This is a genomic window from Clostridium sp. (assembly GCF_016650095.1).
Classification (GTDB): Bacteria; Bacillota; Clostridia; order Clostridiales; family Clostridiaceae; genus Clostridium_AD.
Genome location: NZ_JAENWL010000023.1, coordinates 1 through 18,522 on the forward strand (window position 1 = coordinate 1; position 18,522 = coordinate 18,522).

The following is an 18,522-nucleotide window of genomic DNA, read 5'->3' on the forward strand; positions in this document are numbered from 1 at the left end:
CACACCGTGAATCAAAGAGAAAATGGGCTCCAAATATTCAAAAAGTTAAAGCTATAGTTAGCGGAACGCCTAAATCTATACATGTATGTACTAGATGTCTTCGTTCAGGTAAAGTACAACGTGCTATATAATTAAGAAATAGAAATGCAGCTATCCCAGCTGCATTTTTGTTTAAATGCAGCTAAGTTAGCTGCATTTTTTATTTGAATGCAACTATAGGTGATGCATTTCTTATTTTAATGTGCTTACTTATAAATATAAAATATTACATTAAATCATAATATATGCTTTTCTATGTTATTTTCTTAAAAAAAATCTAATTATTCGAGACATAAATCTAGGTAATTTAATAGCCATAATTTTCATTTCTCTTACCTCCCCAACATGAAATATCACTCACTAACAATGATGATTAAGATTCATTATAGTAAATCCACAATAAACAATTGCTCCTCCCGCAACAATTAACCATAACCAAAACGGAGCTACTACTACTAATATAATTCCTAATCCTATACATGCAATGATTACACCAACCTGATTAAAGCATTTAAAGCGCTTATACCATCTTCTCATAAGTTATTCCCCTCCCAAAGTGTTCCAATATTATTATATGATTTACTGTCACTAATGTTGCAAAAATAAAAAAACTATTTATTTATTGAGATAATCAATAAATAAATAGTTTTTCGGTGTCTTAGGGGCATGAAAACAAATAACAAGTCAAAGATGCGACAGATATTTACTTGAATGTCCCTTACATATTAATCTGATGATAATATTATCATCAGAGTTCCAGCTTTAAATTTAAGTTGAACCAGAGGTGCTGCAAACTCATTTGAGATAGTTATACTCTGTCCAACTTTCAGATTGTAATCATTTAAAGGATATTTTGCCCCCTCAATGGTTAATCCAATTATTTCATCACCATAAGATTGTACTGAGAATGTATCACCCACAGTGCCCTTTAACGTAGTCCCGGCATCAATCAACCTAATATTGTTGTTTTCATCCTTTATGCAGGCCTTAATGCCATTTTCTAAGCAAATTTTCAGCATTCCAATATTCCCAAGCAAATGATCAACTCTACTTCCAGTGCACCCTAAGAATACTATTTCTTTTGGCTTCATGCAGAGAGCCTTTTCAACTGCTATTTCAGTATCAGTAAAATCCTTTTCTTCAGGATAAATATCTATGATACAATTGTTCTTTTTAAAATACTCTAATACCTTTTTATCAATGGAGTCAAAGTCCCCCACAAGTAAATTAGGCTTTATATTATAATCATATAGGCAATTAGCGCCGCTATCTGCACCAATTAAAAATGTATTCGCCATAATCTCCTTTATAAGTAATTCTTTAGAGGGTGGTTTCCCTCCCGATATTATTATGACTTTCATGCTAAATACCAGCTCTTAAAACTTTTATGTTTTTCTCAATTTCATCGTTTTTAAATATAGCTGACCCAGCGACAATTACATTAGCGCCACTACTCACAACTTCTCCAATATTGGTTCCATCAATGCCACCATCTACTTGAATCATAATATCTGTATTATATTTATCCGCTAGAGCTCTAACTTCTTTAATTTTATCTGAGCAATACTTAATATACTTCTGACCACCAAATCCAGGGTTTACCGACATAATAAGTACCATATCAAGATTACTTATTAAATATTTAATACAGTCTACAGGCGTAGCAGGATTTAATGCAATCCCAGCTTTAATACCAAAACTTTTTATGTAATTAATAGTTCTATCAATATGTCTATCGGTTTCATAATGAACAGTTATAATGTCAGCTCCCGCTTTTGCAAAATCTTCTATATATCTAGACGGTTCATCTATCATAAGATGTACATCAAATGGCAATTTTGTTAGTTTTCTAATACTCTTAATTACTGGGATACCAAATGAAATGTTAGGTACGAACATACCATCCATTACATCAATATGAATCATATCAGCACCATAAGAATCCAACTGCAGAATATGTTCCCCGAGTCTTGAAAAATCCGCTGACAATATAGATGGTGCTATTTTTATCATCTTTTATTCCCCCTAGTAATAATTTCTTCTAATGTTTTTATATAAAATTTATATCTATCGGTGTAAATTTCATTGGCTTCTACCGCTTCCTTAACTCTACAGTTAGGTTCTTTGTAATGCATGCAATTAGAAAACCTACATTCACATCTATGTTCTTCAAATTCTGGGAAACAATATTGTAATTGTTCTTTCTCTATAAAATCTAAACTTAACGCTGAAAATCCTGGAGTGTCTAGCAAAAATCCCTCTTCATATTCGATAAGTTCACTGTGCCTTGTAGTGTGTTTACCCTTTTGAGATTTTTTACTTATATCTCCGGTTATCATAGCTTCTCTTCCGACTAAGCTATTTAGTATAGTTGACTTTCCAACTCCAGATGGTCCACAGAAAACACTTATATTATTTTTTATTTTTGTCTTAAGTTCGCAAAGACCGTCGCCCTCTTTTGCCTTTAAAAATACTATATCACAACCCACACTTTTTAGTTCATTTATAAGCTCCTCATCAACTTTCTCAACTAAATCCAACTTATTTAAGCAAAGAACTATCTTTAACCTGTAATGTTCACAAAGCACTAGAAATTTATTGAGGAGATCCATATTTAAATCAGGTTGTTTAAACGCAAAAACTACAAAAGCTTGAGTAACATTAGCCACAACTGGCCGTATCATCTCTGTATCTCTTGTAAAAATCTTTTCAATTACGCCTTTGCTTTCATCTGTTTCAAGCATTATTTCTACTCTGTCACCAATAACAGGGGAAAGGCCAGCATACCTGAACTTCCCTCTAGCCTTGCATTCTATAACCTTACCTTGGGCTTTTACAAAATATAATCCACCTATACCTTTAATGATTACTCCTTGCATATATCCTCCATCATTTATCTTTTATTTAATATTATTTATCTATATTTTACATGCATAGCTTATAATTTTTTATTTTTATTGAGCAGTTGGAGGTACTACTGGTGGTACTACAACCTTTACTGTTAAAGTTATAGGGTCTCCAACATTTGCCATAGTACCTGGTTCTTTATCTTGCGATTCAATGATATCCTCATCATTGCCACTAACTATTATAGTAATATCTTTTTGCTGAGCTAAATTTTTTGCATCTTTAACTGTTTTTTCTTTAAAGTCTGGAACCTCAAATTGTTCTATTACAGCTTCTTTATATTCATAAAGACTAATACCTACAGAACTGCCTTCCTCAACGTTCGTATTTGCAGGAATACTTTGATCAAAAACTTTACCATCCTGTGACTTATCATCAGTTGTTACTACTTTTTTATTACCTAATTTCAAATTTCTACTTAGCAATAATCCTTCCGCTTCATTTACCGATCGCTGAAATAAATCTGGAACCTTTGCTAGCTTAACCTCTGGTCCCTTACTTATTACTAAATTTACTTTATCACCTTTTTGAACTAAGCTACCTCCAGTAGGATCTTGACTTATTACTATACCACTCGCAACGGAATCATTGAATTCAGATGTAACACTACCAAGCACCAGCCCAGCTGACAGGATAATAGCATTAGCCGAACTTTTATCAATCCCTTTAACAGAGCGAACTTTGAAACCCTCTTCCCCTTTACTAACATAAACTCTTACTTCGCTATCAGCTAGAACTTCTGTTCCTTCAATAGGAGAGCAAGCTATCACCGTACCTTTAGGTTGGTCGCTATTTTGTTCGTCAGCTACATACATTTTTAAATTTTCTGCCACAAGTAACTCGTCTGCCGCACTCTTATCAAGACCTACGATTTGCGGCACCAATATTTTATCTGCAGTATTTACTTTACTGGCCGCCAGATAGTTTTTATACATAAGTCCTAAAACACTCGCTAGAACAATAAATAAAATTATTGCAACAGAAACTATTATCTTAGTTTTATTTTTCTTATCAACTTTATTCGTTACATTTTTGGTGGATTCTTCTTCATAGTCAGCTACATTTACAGGGGCCATAACTCTAGTGTAATCATTATCCATGCCATTTGCTGCAATAGTATAGGAACTATTATTTTGTATCTTCTGCAGATCTATGAACATATCTTTTGCAGTTTGGTATCTCTTTATGGGTTCTTTCTCTATAGCTTTTAATATTAGTTTATTCAAATTTTCAGGAATATTCCCATTTATCTGCTTAGGTGGCACAACTGGTTCCTGTATATGTTTTAAGGCTACCGAAACGGGGCTTTCCGCATCATAAGGCACTCTTCCTGTAGACATCTCATAAAGCACTATTCCAAAAGAGTAAATATCTGTTCTACAATCTACAAAACTTGCTTTAGCTTGTTCTGGTGAAAAATAATGAGCTGATCCCATTACTGTGCTAGTATTAGTTAAAGTTACAGAACTGGCAGCTTTTGCAATACCGAAATCTGTAACTTTAACCGTTCCATCTTCAGTTATTAAAATATTATGAGGTTTTATATCTCTATGTATAATGTTATTCTTATGAGCACACTCAAGTGCTTTCGCAATTTGCATGCCATAGTCTATTACCTGCTTATTATTCATGCTACCATTTTCAATTATAATTTCTTTTAGCGTTTTCCCTTTTATATATTCCATTACAATATAATTAATATCTCTCTCTTGTCCAACATCATAAATATTAACTATATTATTTGATGAAAGGCTAGCGACAGATAGTGCTTCTTTTTTAAATTTTTCCATAAAATCTATATTATTTGAGAATTCTTCCTTTAATATTTTTACAGCAACATAACGATTGAGCAAACGACATTTAGCTTTATAAACTATTGCCATTCCACCCTCTCCAATTTTTTCTAGGAGTTCATATCTACTCCCTAATATGGTTCCTATCATCTCTGCACTCTCCTTCAAATACGATAACCGATATGTTATCGCGTCCACCCTTAGACTTGCTTAAATCTATTAACATTTTGCAGCTAGTATCATTGTCGTTTTCCATAATAATATCATACATTTCAGAATAAGTCACATCATTAGTAAGGCCATCTGTGCATAAAATCACTTTGATTACATTAGTCAAATCAACATCAAATAAATCAACTTCTACAATCTCATTTGTTCCAAGTGCCCTTGTAATAATATTCTTATTTGGATGATTCCTAGCTTTTTCTTCAGTTATAGTTCCATTATCTAAAAGCTGTTGCACTAGAGAATGGTCTCTTGTAACTTTCGATAATTTTCTTTTATTATCAATAATGAAACAACTACTATCACCTACATTTGCAACAACCATTTCATTTTGTTTTTTCAAACAAATTGTTATAGTCGTACCCATACCTTTAAGGGAATCACTTCGGCTTGCCATATCATAAATTTCCTTGTTTGCACATTTTATTCCACTTGAAAGCACTTCTTTTAAATCTATATCTTGATTATTATTCTTTGCATATTCTATTATAACCTTAATAGCCAGTTCACTTGCAACCTCACCTGCATTGTGACCTCCCATGCCATCTGCTACGGCATAAATGTCAAAATAATTTCCTTCAAAATAACCTACAGAATCTTCATTTATTTTTCTAACATTTCCGACATCAGATAAAACACCCAGCATTGTTACACCCCCTCATTTAAGTTCTTCACTTTAATGTAGCTTCTCCGAAGTTGACCACATGCCGCATTAATATCAAGTCCCATTTCACGTCTTATCGTTGTCTGAATATTATTAGTTTCAAGCACCTTCTTAAATTCAGCAACATCGTTATTTGAAGATCTTTTTAATTCATTCTCTTTTATCTCATTAACCGGAATTAAATTAACATGACATAACATGCCCTTTAATAACTCACTTAATTTTTGTGCATCTTGTATACTATCATTAAGATCCTTTACAAGAGCATATTCAAAGGTTATTCTTCTGTTAGTTTTATTTATATAGTATTTAGATGCATCAATAATTTCTGCAATAGAATACTTATTTGCAATTGGCATACTCTTAATTCTGATTTCATCCGTAGGTGCGTGAAGTGAAATAGCAAGTGTGGTTTGAATATTTATATCAGCAAACTCTATAATTTTTGGTACAATGCCACAGGTAGAAATAGTTATATGTCTTTGACCAATATTTAGCCCATTGCCAGAATTCACAATTTCAAGAAACTTCAATACATTTTCAAAATTGTCAAAGGGTTCGCCACTTCCCATTAGTACAACATTAGAAATTCGTTCGTTAATTAAATGCTGAGATTTCATTATTTGAGACAACATCTCTCCTGGTGTTAGATTTCTAATCATCCCTCCAATTGTAGATGCACAAAATGTACATCCCATCCGGCATCCTACTTGAGTGGATATACATATAGAATTTCCATGTTTATACTTCATAACAACACATTCAATTAAATTACCATCATTTAAAGCAAATAAATATTTCCTTGTATCGTTTAGTTTTGAACTATATTCCTCTATAAGCTCAGGGATTCCTATGTAAAAATTATTTTGTAACTTTTCTTTTATACTGAGTGGAATATTATTCATATTTTTAAATTCCCAAATATCCTTATAAATCCAATCTGTTACCTGTTTAGCTCTAAATTCACTTTCCCCATTACTTTTCATCCATTTTTTAAGCTCTTCTAAATTAAGATCTAATATATTTTTCATTTTATACCCCTACTATGACTTTATAATTTTGGCTATAAAAAAACCATCCATGTATTCATTTGGTAATATAGTAGCATAACCAACGTCACTATAATTTATATTCCCTATTTTACCATAAAATACAGGTTGAATCTTAAACTCTGGATGATTTTCTATAAACCAATCAACATTGCCTTCATTTTCTTCTTTATTGAGGGTGCATGTAGAGTATACAAGTACTCCCCCTTTTTTTATGTATTTAGAGGCATTCTCCATTATATTCCTTTGTGTTTGAATTATATTTTCTATGTCTTTTATATGCTTACTCCACTTTATCTCAGGTTTTTTTCTAATAATTCCAAGACCAGAGCAAGGTACATCAATAAGTACCCTATCTGCAGATTGAAGTAAACTTGGATCATAAATTGTAGCGTCCATAACATCACAAGTTGTATTTACAATTCCTATTCTATTTAAATTTTGTTTTATTAATGATAACTTATTTTCATGTAAATCAAAAGCAAAAATATGTCCTGTGTTTCTCATAATTTCTGCAATGTGTGTTGTCTTTCCGCCTGGTGCACTACAAAGATCTAATACTTCTAGATTTGGCAAAAGGGATAGCGACAGCGCTGTAAGCATTGCGGATTCATCCTGGACTGTTATGTATCCTTCATTAAATAAAAGGTTATTCTCTATGTTTTTCCCTCTAATAATTCGTATTGCATCAGAACACGCGTAGCCTTTTTCTATATTATACCCATTTTCTATAAGTTTTTCCCATATTTCCTCATAAGTTAATTTTAAAGTATTAACTCTAACTGTAACATCAGGTTTATAATTTAATCCTTTAAGAATTTCTTCAGCTTGCAACGGTCCATATTGCTTTATAAAGAGCTTAACCAAAGCCTTAGTGAATGAATACTCAAAACATAATCTTTCAATATCGTTTTTTTCATTATAGTACGGTGCATTGTCGTCTCTTAGATAGTTTCTAAGTACTCCATTAACAAGTTGTGCTGCTCCTACATTACTCATCTTTTTTGTTAAGTTTACAGCCTCATTAACCACAGCAAAGCTGGGTATTTTATCTAAAAACCTAATTTGATAAACCGATATTCTTAATATGTTTAAAACAAAACTATCTACCGATTCGAAGCCTTTTTTTATAAATCTACTCAATATTTTATCTATAGTATATTTATATTTTAAAGTACCATAAACTATTTCTGTAACTAGTGCTTTATCTTTATCATTTAAATCAGATTTATTAAGTTCCAGGCCTAAAACTATATTAGAATAAGCGTTTTCATTTATTACTTTTTCTATAACTACAATTGCAACGAGTCTACTATTATTCATTCTGTTACCCCAATTTTCTATTTGATTTATTTAAGTATTACACCTTCGTCTATCTTATTTCCTATTATATAGTCTTTAACTTTTAGTGGTTTTTTACCTGGAAACTGTATCTCTTCAATAAGTAAAACGCCATTACCAGTTGATATCTTTAATCCTTCTTTTGAAACCTCTATAATACTTCCAAACTTTTCATTTGATACTTCGTTAATTACCTTTGACTTATATATTTTCATTACCGTATCCTCATAATGAGTATATGCAATTGGCCATGGATTTAATCCTCTTATGAAATTATGGATATTAACATTACTTTGCTCCCAATTTATCACAGCCATTTCTTTGCCTAGCATAGAAGCATACGAAGTAACCTCATTTCCTTGCTTAACAGGCTCTATCTCGTTATTTACTATACCATTTATTGTTTCAACTAAAAGTTCTCCGCCACTACTGCTAAGAATATCATGCAGTTCCCCGGCTGTAATAGTATCCGTAAGCTCCATTTTCTCTGTTAAAAGTATGTCCCCTGTATCAAGACCAACATCCATAAGCATTGTAGTATTTCCACTTTTACATTCACCATCAATTATACACCAATTTATAGGAGCTGCACCTCTATATTTGGGTAGTAATGACGCATGTAGATTTATGCATCCATATTTGGGTATATCTAATATCTCCTTTGGAAGTATTTGACCAAAAGCTACTACCACAATAAAATCCGGTTTTAAGTTTTTAATTATTTCTAACATTTCCTCATTATTTCTAAGTTTTAAAGGCTGATATACCGGTATATTATAGGAGACAGCTAATTGTTTAACTGATGACATAGCTAATTTTTTCCCTCTTCCCTTTGGTCTATCCGGCTGAGTAAAAACTGCAGAAACCTCAAATTCATTTATAAGTTTTTGAAGGGACGGTACCGAAAATTCTGGTGTACCCATAAAAATTATCTTCATATTATTTCCCCTCATCTTCGACAGCTTTGTCTACAAACAATATACCCTCTAAATGATCAATTTCATGGCAGAGTGCTCTTGCAAGAAGATCCTCGCCATAGATTACTATCTCTTCTCCAGCTTCGCTTAATGCCTTCACCGTTACTTTCTGAGGTCTCTCCACATTTTTTTGTACCCCTGGCATACTTAAACAACCCTCATTAGATATATTTGAACCATGCCTTTCTACTATCGATGGATTAATAATTGCCATAGGTCCATCCCCAACATCAATAACTACTATTCTTTTTAAAATTCCCACCTGTGGTGCAGCAAGACCTAGCCCCTTAGAAATATACATAGTTTCTTTCATATCTTTAATTAACAATAAAACCCTATCGTTAATTTCATCCACCACTCTGCATTTTTTCCTTAAAATGTCGTCACCATATTTTCTTATTGTTCTTATTGCCATGTATTAACCCTCCTTATCATTAACCATCACTGAAAGTGCTGTTAAACCATCACTGAAAGTGCCGTTGAACCATCACTGAAAGTGCTGTTAAATCATATTACTCGGATTAATATCTATGCTAACCCGAATACTACTATAAACTTTTTTAACTGATTCATAAACTAAATTTTTTATTTTCTGCGCAGTGTCTTGTTTAATATTCCCTTTAATTATAATTTGCCATCTATAGAAATTTTTAATTTTAGAAATTCCACAAGGGCATGGACCTAATAATGTAATTTTATCATTATTTTTAATCTCATATTTTAAATTTATGCTAACATTTTGTATATTTTTTATTAACAAATTTTCTTCCTCAGAACTCATAGTTATTACTAGGATACTTGTGAACGGTGGATAGTTCATTGTCTCTCTCATCATAATTTCATTTTTATAGAAACTGTCATAATCATTATCCGCTGCATATTGTATAGTTAAATTTTCTGCACTATATGTTTGAATAACTACTTTACCTTCTTTACTTCCCCTACCCGATCTTCCAGATACTTGAGTGAGTAGTTGAAATGTCCGCTCAAAAGCTCTATAATCGGGTAAATTTAATGATAAATCTGCTGCTATAACTCCTACTAAAGTAACATTTTCAAAATCTAATCCTTTAGCGACCATTTGAGTTCCAATCAAAATATCTGCCTGTTTGTTCTTAAACGTATTATATATATATTCATAAGAATTTTTTTTCCGAGTTGTATCAAAATCCATTCTTAAAGTTTTTGCACTTGGGAAAATTCTGTTAATTTCTTGTTCAATCTTTTCTGTTCCAACTCCAAAATATTTTACATAACTGCTTCCACAGCTAGGGCAAGTTTTACTAATTCTCTCTTTCTCGCCACAGTAATGACAAGTTAAATATTCACCTGCATTGTGATAGGTTAATGAAATATCACATTTTTTACACTTAAAAACATACCCACATTTTCTACAGGACACGAAAGTTGAAAAACCTCTTCTATTTAAAAATAATATCACCTGCTCATTTTTACTTAAAGCTTCAATAATACCCTCGTGTAGTGACTTACTAAATATTGAACGATTATTATTCATAAGTTCTTCACGCATGTCAACTATTTCCACTTTGGGCATGGCCGCTCCATCTGCTCTATCATTAATAGTAATCAATTCTAATTCCTTTATTGAAGCTCTATAATAACTTTCGATAGATGGTGTAGCTGAACCAAGTAATAATTTGCAATTTTCTAGTTCACATTTCATATAAGCTATTTCCCTGGCATCAAATTTGGGATCACTGTCAGATTTATAACTTCCTTCATGTTCCTCATCTATAACAATTAATCCTAAGTTTTTAAAAGGTAAAAATATAGCTGACCTTGCCCCAATAGCAATCTTAACATTTCCAAACTTCACTCTCATCCATTCGTCATATCGTTCCCCATCCGACAGTCTGCTGTTAAAAACTGCAATATCACGTCCAAATCTACCTTTGAACCTTTCAACCATTTGAGGGGTTAACGAGATTTCCGGTATAAGTATTATAGATTGCTTGTTCTCTTTTAACATATAGTTAACCAAATTCATATATATCTCAGTCTTTCCACTACCTGTAACTCCATGAATTAAAAATTTTTTATGCTTAGAATTAATTATAAAATCAACTGATTGTTGCTGTTTCTCATTTAGTATTCTTTCTTCATACCTAGAATAGATTTTTTCATTATACCTATTAATTATAACCTCTTCGGTGGTTAAGAATCCATATTTAATCATCGTATTAATTGATGACAGTGATTGATTGAAAGTTTTACTAAATTCGTTCTTGTTGTACTTCATATTATTTAATTGTATAAGTTCATAAATGTTTTTATATGGTTCATTTAAAAATTTGCCTTCTAATTTCTTGCATACTGTTAATACCTGTGCAGTCTTGTATCTTACACCTTTTGTTATGCCTCTTGGAATAATAACTTTTATGCACTCTAAATATGTACATAGATATTTTTTTTTCATAATCTTTATTAGCTCAATATCTGTTATTTTAAGTAATGGCATTTCATCACAAATACTTGTGATATCCTTAATATTATTCACATTACCACATTGCTCATACAATTCAAGTACAAAAGCATCTAATGCCTTGTTTCCCTTGCCAAAAGGCACTTTAACTCTAAATCCTAAACAGACTTTACCTATTAAACTAACAGGTATTTTATATGTGAACACTTTATCCACTTGAACTGAATCATTATTCACCACAACCCCAGCATACTGATACACCTAATCACCCTTTTAATTTTAAATTTTCTTTAATTAATAAAAAGCGCATTAGCGCTTTTTATTAATTAAAGTAAACAATTCCCTAGCGACTTGTTTTTTTGTCATCTTATCTAATGCTATCGGACTACTATCCTTGCTTAAAATAATTACCTTATTATCTTCTGTTCCAAACCCAACGTCTGCTTTTGTTATATCATTGGCAACTATGTAATCTAAATTTTTCCGAAGTAGCTTTGCTTTTGCATTTTCGAGTAAATCATTACTTTCAGCAGCAAAACCTACTAATATTTGCTTCTTTTTATGTAATCCTAATTCTTTTAAAATGTCCTTATCGCGAACAAGTTCTAAATTTAATCCATTTTCACTTTTCTTGATTTTACTGTTACAATATACTTTAGGCTTAAAGTCAGCCACAGCCGCCGCTTTTATAACTATATCACTATCTTCATAATTATTTAAAACAGTTGCCATCATCTCTTCATTAGTATTTATCCTTATGAAACTTACGCCAAAAGGTATTTTTTCATTGCTTGGCCCAGATATTAAAGTTACAACTGCCCCTCTATCTCTAGCTTCTCTCGCAATTGCATAGCCCATTTTGCCTGAAGACCTATTTGTTATAAATCTTACTGGGTCAATAGGTGCAATTGTAGGCCCAGCCGTGACTAAAACCTTAGTTCCCAGCATATCTTTTATAGGATACAAATTACTCATAATTATTTCGAAGATATCTTCTGTTTGTGCCAATTTTCCTTCTCCTATGTCACCGCAGGCGAGTCTGCCTGTAGTGGGAGAAATGAAATCATACCCAAAAGTCTTAAGCTTTTGAATATTTTCTTGTACTATTGGATTATTGTACATATTAACATTCATTGCAGGAGCAAAAATAACTGGTGCATTTGTCGCCATAATAGTAGTAGTAATCATATCGTCAGCAATACCATTAGCAACTTTACCAATTATATTTGCAGTTGCTGGAACCACAACAAACAAATCCGCCTTTTTAGCTAGAGATATATGTTGCACTTCCCATGCTTTAGTCTCTTCAAACATATCATGAATAACTGTATTTTGACTAAGAGATTGAAAACTTATGGGATTTACAAATTCCATAGCTGATTTAGTCATGATAACATGCACGCAAACATTTTCTTTTTTTAATCTACTAATAACATCTAAAGCTTTATATGCTGCTATTCCACCTGAGACGCCAATAACCACTGTCCTTTTATTTTCCATACTATTTTATTCCTTCTTTTGTTGTAATAGCTACAATAGCTCCTTCATAAATTTCATGTATTGCTATAGTAACAGGTTTCGTAGAATCCACATTTACAAGTGGGCTTTGACCTTCTATTATTTGTCTTGCTCTTTTTGATGTTGCTACAACTAACGAATACCTATTGTCAACTTTTTCTAATAAATTTACTATTGATGGATTAATCATTGAATTATTCATTACTAATTTCCTCCTTTAGAAAATCTCCATTCATTCTATCAACTCTACATTTTTCTGCCGTTATAATGCTTTGAATTTTTTCACAAGCATTATCCACTGTGTCGTTTACAACTGCATAATCATATTTTGATGCAAAACTAATTTCTTTATGAGCAGATGTAAATCTAGTAATTAAGGACTCTGGAGTTTCACTGCCCCTATTTGTAATTCTATTTTTCAATTCTTCCATAGATGGTGGAAGAATAAAAATAAATAAGCCGTTTGGATAAGCCATTTTCACCTTCAGAGCCCCTTGAATATCTATTTCGAGTATTACATCGCGTCCCCCATCTAAAACCTTTAGAACTTCAGATTTAGGTGTACCATAATAGTTTCCATAAACTTCTGCGTATTCAAGAAAATCTTCTGATTCAATTCTTTCTAGGAATTCCTCTTTAGTTATAAAAAAGTAGTTAATTCCTTCTGTTTCAGCATTTCTTGGACTTCTTGTAGTTGCAGAGACCGAAACCCAAAAATCATTTTTTTCAAGAAGCGCATTGCAAACAGTCCCTTTACCAGCACCAGAAGGTCCTGAAATAACAATCAACTGTCCTTTGCACACCATTAATCCTCAACCTCGTCTGTATGTTCCTCATCTTTAACAGATAGCCTATGCGCAACAGTTTCAGGTTGAACCGCTGATAGAATAACATGGTCACTATCAGTGATGATAACTGCTCTAGTTCTTCTTCCATAAGTAGCATCAATTAGCATACCTCTATCTCTTGCTTCCTGAATTATTCTTTTAATTGGAGCTGATTCTGGGCTGACTATAGCTACTAATCTATTTGCTGAAACAATGTTCCCAAAACCTATGTTTATCAATTTTATACTCATCGTGTACCTCCTGTTTACTCTATGTTTTGTATTTGTTCTCTAATTTTCTCTATTTCGCTTTTCATGTTAATTACCGTATTTAAAATTTCTAAATCATTCGCTTTTGAAGCTATAGTGTTAGTTTCTCTATTCATTTCTTGAATAATAAAATCAAGTTTTCTACCAATTGGTTCGTCCATTATTAGTGTTTCCTTCATTTGCTCTATATGACTATTTAATCTTACAATTTCTTCGTCAATTCCAGCTTTATCAGCAAAGATTGCAACTTCCATGGCAACTCTGTTTTCATCAAATTCAACTTCCTTATGCAGCGTATTTAACCTTTGAGATAGTTTCTCCTTATACTCACAAACTATAAACGGTGCTCTTTCCTCAATCTTCTGAGCTAAACCATTGATTAAATCACATTTATTTATAACATCCTTTAGTAATTTTTCGCCTTCTCTTTCTCTCATAAAAAGTAGAGCTTCAAGCGCTTTGGTTAGTGATTGCTCTATCTGCTCAAAGGTTTCTGAAACATCTTCTTCCTTTTGTTTAAGAGTCACTACCTCCGGTAATCTAGCTATCTGAGAGACTGATATTTCGCCATCTAGATCATATTTATCTTTTAATGTTCTAAAACATTTCAGATAACTTTCAGCTAATTTTTCATTCAAATAAGCCTCAACATCTTCTTTATCATAATTGCCTTGAGTTACAAATACATCAAGCTTTCCTCTTTTTACTTTTTCACCAATTATTTTTCTAATTTTATCCTCAAAAGCTATTAAAACTCTAGGCATTCTTATATTAGTCTCAAAATATCTATGATTAACACTTTTAATCTCAATGGTAAAGCTTTTACCATCTTTTTCAGAGCTTCCTCTCCCGAACCCAGTCATACTCCTAATCATAATAACGCATCCTTCCCATGTTCATTGTGAACCCTTACAATTATACATAAACTATTACCTAAGTTTCAAGTTAAAATTATAAATTTTCACTTTTATTACGATTTTTTATCTAAAAAAATACTATTAAACTTCATTTAATGTATTTTTAAAATAGTTCACACTTATAATAAAATATTTCCTATATAATTTATATTATACCAATAATAATATTATATCAATAATAATTTAATCATTAAATTTTTTTAGCGATTTTAAAGCTTCTTTAATAATAAGCTTATCTTTAGTCAATGCTATACGGAAATAATCATATCCAAGTTTTCCAAAAACATTCCCAGGTGTAACTAAAATACCATAATTAATCAATAATTCTTCGCAAAATTCATTAGTTGTATAGTTTCTAGGTGTTCTGCACCACAAATAAAAAGTAGCCTCCGTATCAAAAAAATCGATATTTTTTTGTAATAGAATACTTTTGCAAGCTTCACGTCTTTCATCATATATTTTTCTTACATTTTGGACATAATCACGTTCTAAATTAAGAGCCGCGATGGCAGCCTTTTGCACAGGAATGAATTGACCAGAATCACAATTACTTTTTATTTTTAAAAGAGCATTTATTACTTTTGCATTACCTACAGCATATCCTATTCTATATCCTGTCATATTATAAGTTTTAGACAACGTACCAAACTCCACGCATTGCCTTTGTATATCGTATTGCATAAGGCTAATGGCTTTTTTATCTACCTTAATTATCTCATTATATGCTGAATCATTGCATAAAACAATATTATTATCATAAGAAAACTTTATAACACGTTTATAGAATTCTGAGCTCGCTAATGCTCCTGTTGGATTATTGGGATAATTTATAAAAAACAGCTTGCATTTGCTGACAATTTCACCAGGTATATCATTAAGATTTGGCATATATCCATTCTTTTGTGTTAACGGTACAGTATAAGGTATACACCCCCAAAGTTTTGAACAAATGCTGTAAACTGGATATGCTGGTTCAGGTACTATTACACAATCCCCAATATCACATACAGCTGGAATGATATTGCTTATACCTTCTTTTGAGCCTATAAGAATTATTACTTCGTCCAAATTTAAACATACGTTGTAAACTTGACTATAGTATTTTATAACCGCTTTTTTAAGTTCAATTAACCCATCGTAGCTCGGGTAATTGTTATATCCTGGCTCTTTTAATCCCTCTATTAATGCATCGGTAATTTTTGGATGAACTGCTAAATCTGGATCTCCTATACTGAGGTCAATAATTTTTTTGCCTGAGCGCAACACTTCATTTTTCATATCGTTGATTTTTTTAAAATGATATTCGCAAACATTAGATAGTCTATTATTTATTTTCATAATATCACCCTTTATACAATTTTTGTATTATGTTATTCGAGTGATACTAACTTTGTTACAATACTTTAAATTTAAAGTACTTCAAAGTACAAAACAAACCCACTACAGTTTAATATAAAACCATAGTGGATATTTTGCCTTTATACAAACATAATATCAAAAATAGAAATAACCTTCAATGTCATCACGAATATTTAAACTAATTTTCCTTTTAAATTCGGCTTTTGTACCGTCCACTCTCGAATATACGTTCAATTTCTTCTATATTTGTTGTACTAGCAAGTGCAAGCATAAGTTTAATTCTAGCCTTTTGTCCTGGTAGGCTATCTCCAAAGATCACTCCAGCATTTCTAAGTTCTTTCCCACCACCTGGATACCCATAAGAATCTAATACCCTTCCTTTGAAACATCTAGATACCATAACAACTGCCACTCCCTTTTCTATAGCTTTTTTCACTCCTTCTGCCATTTTAGGTGGTATATTGCCTCTTCCCATAGCTTCAATAACAATCCCTCTTGTGCCCTGCTGTACACAAAAATCAATTAATTTTGAATCCATTCCAGCACAAGCTTTTATTAAATCTACTCTAGTTTCTATTTTATCTGTTATTATATGTTCTTTTTTCAAACTATCTCTATAGAATATTGCCTCATTATTATCTATAATCCCTATTGGTCCAAACTCTGGACTCTGAAAAGTATTTAGATGCATTGAATGTGATTTAGTAACCTCGCCAGCACAATTAAGTTCGTCATTTAAGCATACTAGCACTCCCCTGTTACGTGCTTCCTCTGATATAGCAGTACAAATGGAAGCTGATAAATTTGCTGGACCATCATACCCGAGTTCAGAACTATTCCTCATTGACCCTGTAACAATTACAGGCTTCGGATTATTAATAGTTAGATGTAGTAGATACGCTGTTTCCTCAAGTGAATCCGTACCATGAGTCACTACAACTCCACTTATGTCCTCCCTATCTAAGAAACTTTGTATATATTTAGATAATTCCATCATGAGCTCTGGTGTCACATGAGGTCCCGGTAAATTCGAAAAATTATATGATTCTATTTCTGCATGGTCTTCTATTCCTGTAACCATTGCCATTACTTCTTCTCCACTTAGAGTTGGAACTGCAGCCTTTATTCTTGGATCAACCGACATAGAGATTGTCCCTCCATTAAAAATAACTATAACTTTTTTCATTTAAATTCCCCCTAAAATTTGTATTTAAAATAAATAATCTATTTTATTTATTTTCATCCCTTATTAAAATATTATTATGGTAATAAAGCACAATAAGATATACTTATAATTATAAGTATATCTTATTTATCTCATTGTTACTATACACCTAATATGGCTTATAATATATACTAATCTATGCCACATAATTGTTAATGAAGTCGCTGCATCTGTACTTCACTATTTGGTTTTTAAATATTCAAATAAATTTCTTTCTATTTCATCCGCACAATTATCATCTAATGTTATATACTGCCTATGGCCATCTAAGGCCTTTAGTTCAATTTTCCCTATCTCTTGACCAGTAATCTTATCAATATCACGTTCAAACTTCATTATCTTATAACCTTCATTTATAAAGTTATCTCCTTGTTTTTCCATCAAATCACGCTCCTTTTATGGCTATATGGTATAAATTTTAAAATAAAACTTTCGTACTGAAAATTTGCTTTAGTTTTTACTTTCTTTCTTAACATGCTTATGTTTATTGCTAGCCTCTGTTCTTTTAGTTCCAATGTTAACATCTTGACTATTAACTTCACTCTTTTTGCCCTTTTGCATATTATTGCCCCTCCTTTAATCATTGTTTTCTTGAAGTTGATTTTTTTATCCATGCAATACTAGCTCCTGGCTTTATTCTTTAATCAAGTGTTTTCCCATTAAAATTTTGATATAAAGAGGGTCTTTTCTTATCGCCTTCACTTTTCTTAGGTTTACTAATATTGTCCCGTTTAACATTAATGTTACTATTTTTGCTCCCTCCAGCATGTTGATGATCAGGCATTTTTAAAACTCCCTTCAAATTAAATTAGGTACATGAAAATAATATATTTGTTTTAAATCCTTTAATTACACTTTATTATTTTCTCTCTATGCAACATTTATTATACCTATCAACCTAAATTAAAATTTATTTTCAAAGGCTTCAATACAATTTTTTTTATTCTTTAATAAAATTTTACAATTATA

Annotated in this window: 21 protein-coding genes; 1 reads left to right on the forward strand and 20 read right to left on the reverse strand. The window is 31.8% G+C overall.

Annotated elements, in window-relative coordinates; all coding sequences use genetic code 11:
- Window positions 1-131: L28 family ribosomal protein (locus tag JJE11_RS02885; RefSeq protein WP_291632767.1), on the forward strand; the 131-nt coding region annotated here is incomplete at its 5' end.
- Between the two features lie 268 nt (window positions 132-399).
- Here the strand turns inward: JJE11_RS02885 and JJE11_RS02890 are convergent.
- The 20 genes from JJE11_RS02890 to JJE11_RS02985 form a co-directional block, all read right to left on the reverse strand.
- Complete coding sequence (locus JJE11_RS02890) at window positions 400-576, reverse strand: hypothetical protein (RefSeq protein ID WP_291632747.1); 177 nt, start codon at window positions 574-576, stop codon at window positions 400-402.
- Window positions 577-764: 188 nt separating this feature from the next.
- The gene (locus JJE11_RS02895; protein ID WP_291632748.1) at window positions 765-1,400 is read right to left on the reverse strand and encodes a thiamine diphosphokinase; all 636 of its coding nucleotides are present in this window, start codon (window positions 1,398-1,400) and stop codon (window positions 765-767) included.
- A gap of 1 nt (window position 1,401) precedes the next feature.
- Entirely contained in the window at window positions 1,402-2,052 is a 651-nt protein-coding gene (rpe, locus tag JJE11_RS02900; protein ID WP_291632749.1) for a ribulose-phosphate 3-epimerase, read from the reverse strand.
- Complete coding sequence (rsgA, locus tag JJE11_RS02905) at window positions 2,049-2,918, reverse strand: ribosome small subunit-dependent GTPase A (protein ID WP_291632750.1); 870 nt, start codon at window positions 2,916-2,918, stop codon at window positions 2,049-2,051. The genes rpe and rsgA overlap by 4 nt, the downstream gene beginning before the upstream one ends.
- A 75-nt stretch (window positions 2,919-2,993) precedes the next feature.
- Window positions 2,994-4,889: a Stk1 family PASTA domain-containing Ser/Thr kinase gene (gene pknB / locus JJE11_RS02910; protein WP_291632751.1), complete on the reverse strand. Its 1,896-nt coding sequence runs from the start codon at window positions 4,887-4,889 to the stop codon at window positions 2,994-2,996.
- Window positions 4,864-5,610: a Stp1/IreP family PP2C-type Ser/Thr phosphatase gene (locus JJE11_RS02915; protein ID WP_291632752.1), complete on the reverse strand. Its 747-nt coding sequence runs from the start codon at window positions 5,608-5,610 to the stop codon at window positions 4,864-4,866. Before JJE11_RS02915 ends, pknB begins: the two co-directional genes overlap by 26 nt.
- A 2-nt stretch (window positions 5,611-5,612) precedes the next feature.
- Window positions 5,613-6,659: a 23S rRNA (adenine(2503)-C(2))-methyltransferase RlmN gene (rlmN, locus tag JJE11_RS02920; RefSeq protein ID WP_291632753.1), complete on the reverse strand. Its 1,047-nt coding sequence runs from the start codon at window positions 6,657-6,659 to the stop codon at window positions 5,613-5,615.
- A 12-nt stretch (window positions 6,660-6,671) separates the two neighbouring features.
- A complete protein-coding gene (rsmB, locus tag JJE11_RS02925; RefSeq protein WP_291632754.1) occupies window positions 6,672-8,000 on the reverse strand; it encodes a 16S rRNA (cytosine(967)-C(5))-methyltransferase RsmB in 1,329 nt (442 codons plus the stop codon).
- Between the two features lie 26 nt (window positions 8,001-8,026).
- Window positions 8,027-8,956, reverse strand: a complete 930-nt coding sequence (gene fmt, locus JJE11_RS02930) for a methionyl-tRNA formyltransferase (RefSeq protein ID WP_291632755.1) — start codon at window positions 8,954-8,956, stop codon at window positions 8,027-8,029.
- A gap of 1 nt (window position 8,957) precedes the next feature.
- The gene (gene def, locus JJE11_RS02935) at window positions 8,958-9,410 is read right to left on the reverse strand and encodes a peptide deformylase (protein WP_291632756.1); all 453 of its coding nucleotides are present in this window, start codon (window positions 9,408-9,410) and stop codon (window positions 8,958-8,960) included.
- Window positions 9,411-9,497: 87 nt separating this feature from the next.
- Window positions 9,498-11,699 carry a primosomal protein N' gene (gene priA, locus JJE11_RS02940; RefSeq protein WP_291632757.1) on the reverse strand — a complete coding sequence of 734 codons (2,202 nt, stop codon included), beginning with the start codon at window positions 11,697-11,699 and terminating at the stop codon, window positions 9,498-9,500.
- Window positions 11,700-11,747: 48 nt separating this feature from the next.
- Window positions 11,748-12,938: a bifunctional phosphopantothenoylcysteine decarboxylase/phosphopantothenate--cysteine ligase CoaBC gene (gene coaBC / locus JJE11_RS02945; protein WP_291632758.1), complete on the reverse strand. Its 1,191-nt coding sequence runs from the start codon at window positions 12,936-12,938 to the stop codon at window positions 11,748-11,750.
- A gap of 1 nt (window position 12,939) precedes the next feature.
- Window positions 12,940-13,158, reverse strand: coding sequence for a DNA-directed RNA polymerase subunit omega (rpoZ, locus tag JJE11_RS02950; RefSeq protein ID WP_291632759.1), 219 nt, complete (start codon window positions 13,156-13,158; stop codon window positions 12,940-12,942).
- Window positions 13,151-13,762, reverse strand: coding sequence for a guanylate kinase (gene gmk / locus JJE11_RS02955; protein ID WP_291632760.1), 612 nt, complete (start codon window positions 13,760-13,762; stop codon window positions 13,151-13,153). The genes rpoZ and gmk overlap by 8 nt, the downstream gene beginning before the upstream one ends.
- Window positions 13,762-14,034 (reverse strand): extracellular matrix/biofilm regulator RemA, encoded by a 273-nt coding sequence (gene remA, locus JJE11_RS02960; RefSeq protein ID WP_291632761.1) that lies wholly within the window; start codon window positions 14,032-14,034, stop codon window positions 13,762-13,764. The genes gmk and remA overlap by 1 nt, the downstream gene beginning before the upstream one ends.
- Window positions 14,035-14,048: 14 nt before the next feature.
- The gene (locus tag JJE11_RS02965; protein WP_291632762.1) at window positions 14,049-14,927 is read right to left on the reverse strand and encodes a YicC/YloC family endoribonuclease; all 879 of its coding nucleotides are present in this window, start codon (window positions 14,925-14,927) and stop codon (window positions 14,049-14,051) included.
- Between the two features lie 225 nt (window positions 14,928-15,152).
- A complete protein-coding gene (locus JJE11_RS02970; RefSeq protein ID WP_291632763.1) occupies window positions 15,153-16,307 on the reverse strand; it encodes an aminotransferase class I/II-fold pyridoxal phosphate-dependent enzyme in 1,155 nt (384 codons plus the stop codon).
- Between the two features lie 211 nt (window positions 16,308-16,518).
- Window positions 16,519-17,514, reverse strand: coding sequence for an asparaginase (locus tag JJE11_RS02975; RefSeq protein WP_291632764.1), 996 nt, complete (start codon window positions 17,512-17,514; stop codon window positions 16,519-16,521).
- A 219-nt stretch (window positions 17,515-17,733) separates the two neighbouring features.
- Window positions 17,734-17,934, reverse strand: a complete 201-nt coding sequence (locus JJE11_RS02980) for a hypothetical protein (protein WP_291632765.1) — start codon at window positions 17,932-17,934, stop codon at window positions 17,734-17,736.
- A gap of 259 nt (window positions 17,935-18,193) precedes the next feature.
- Window positions 18,194-18,337, reverse strand: coding sequence for a hypothetical protein (locus JJE11_RS02985; protein WP_291632766.1), 144 nt, complete (start codon window positions 18,335-18,337; stop codon window positions 18,194-18,196).
- Window positions 18,338-18,522 lie beyond the last annotated feature (185 nt).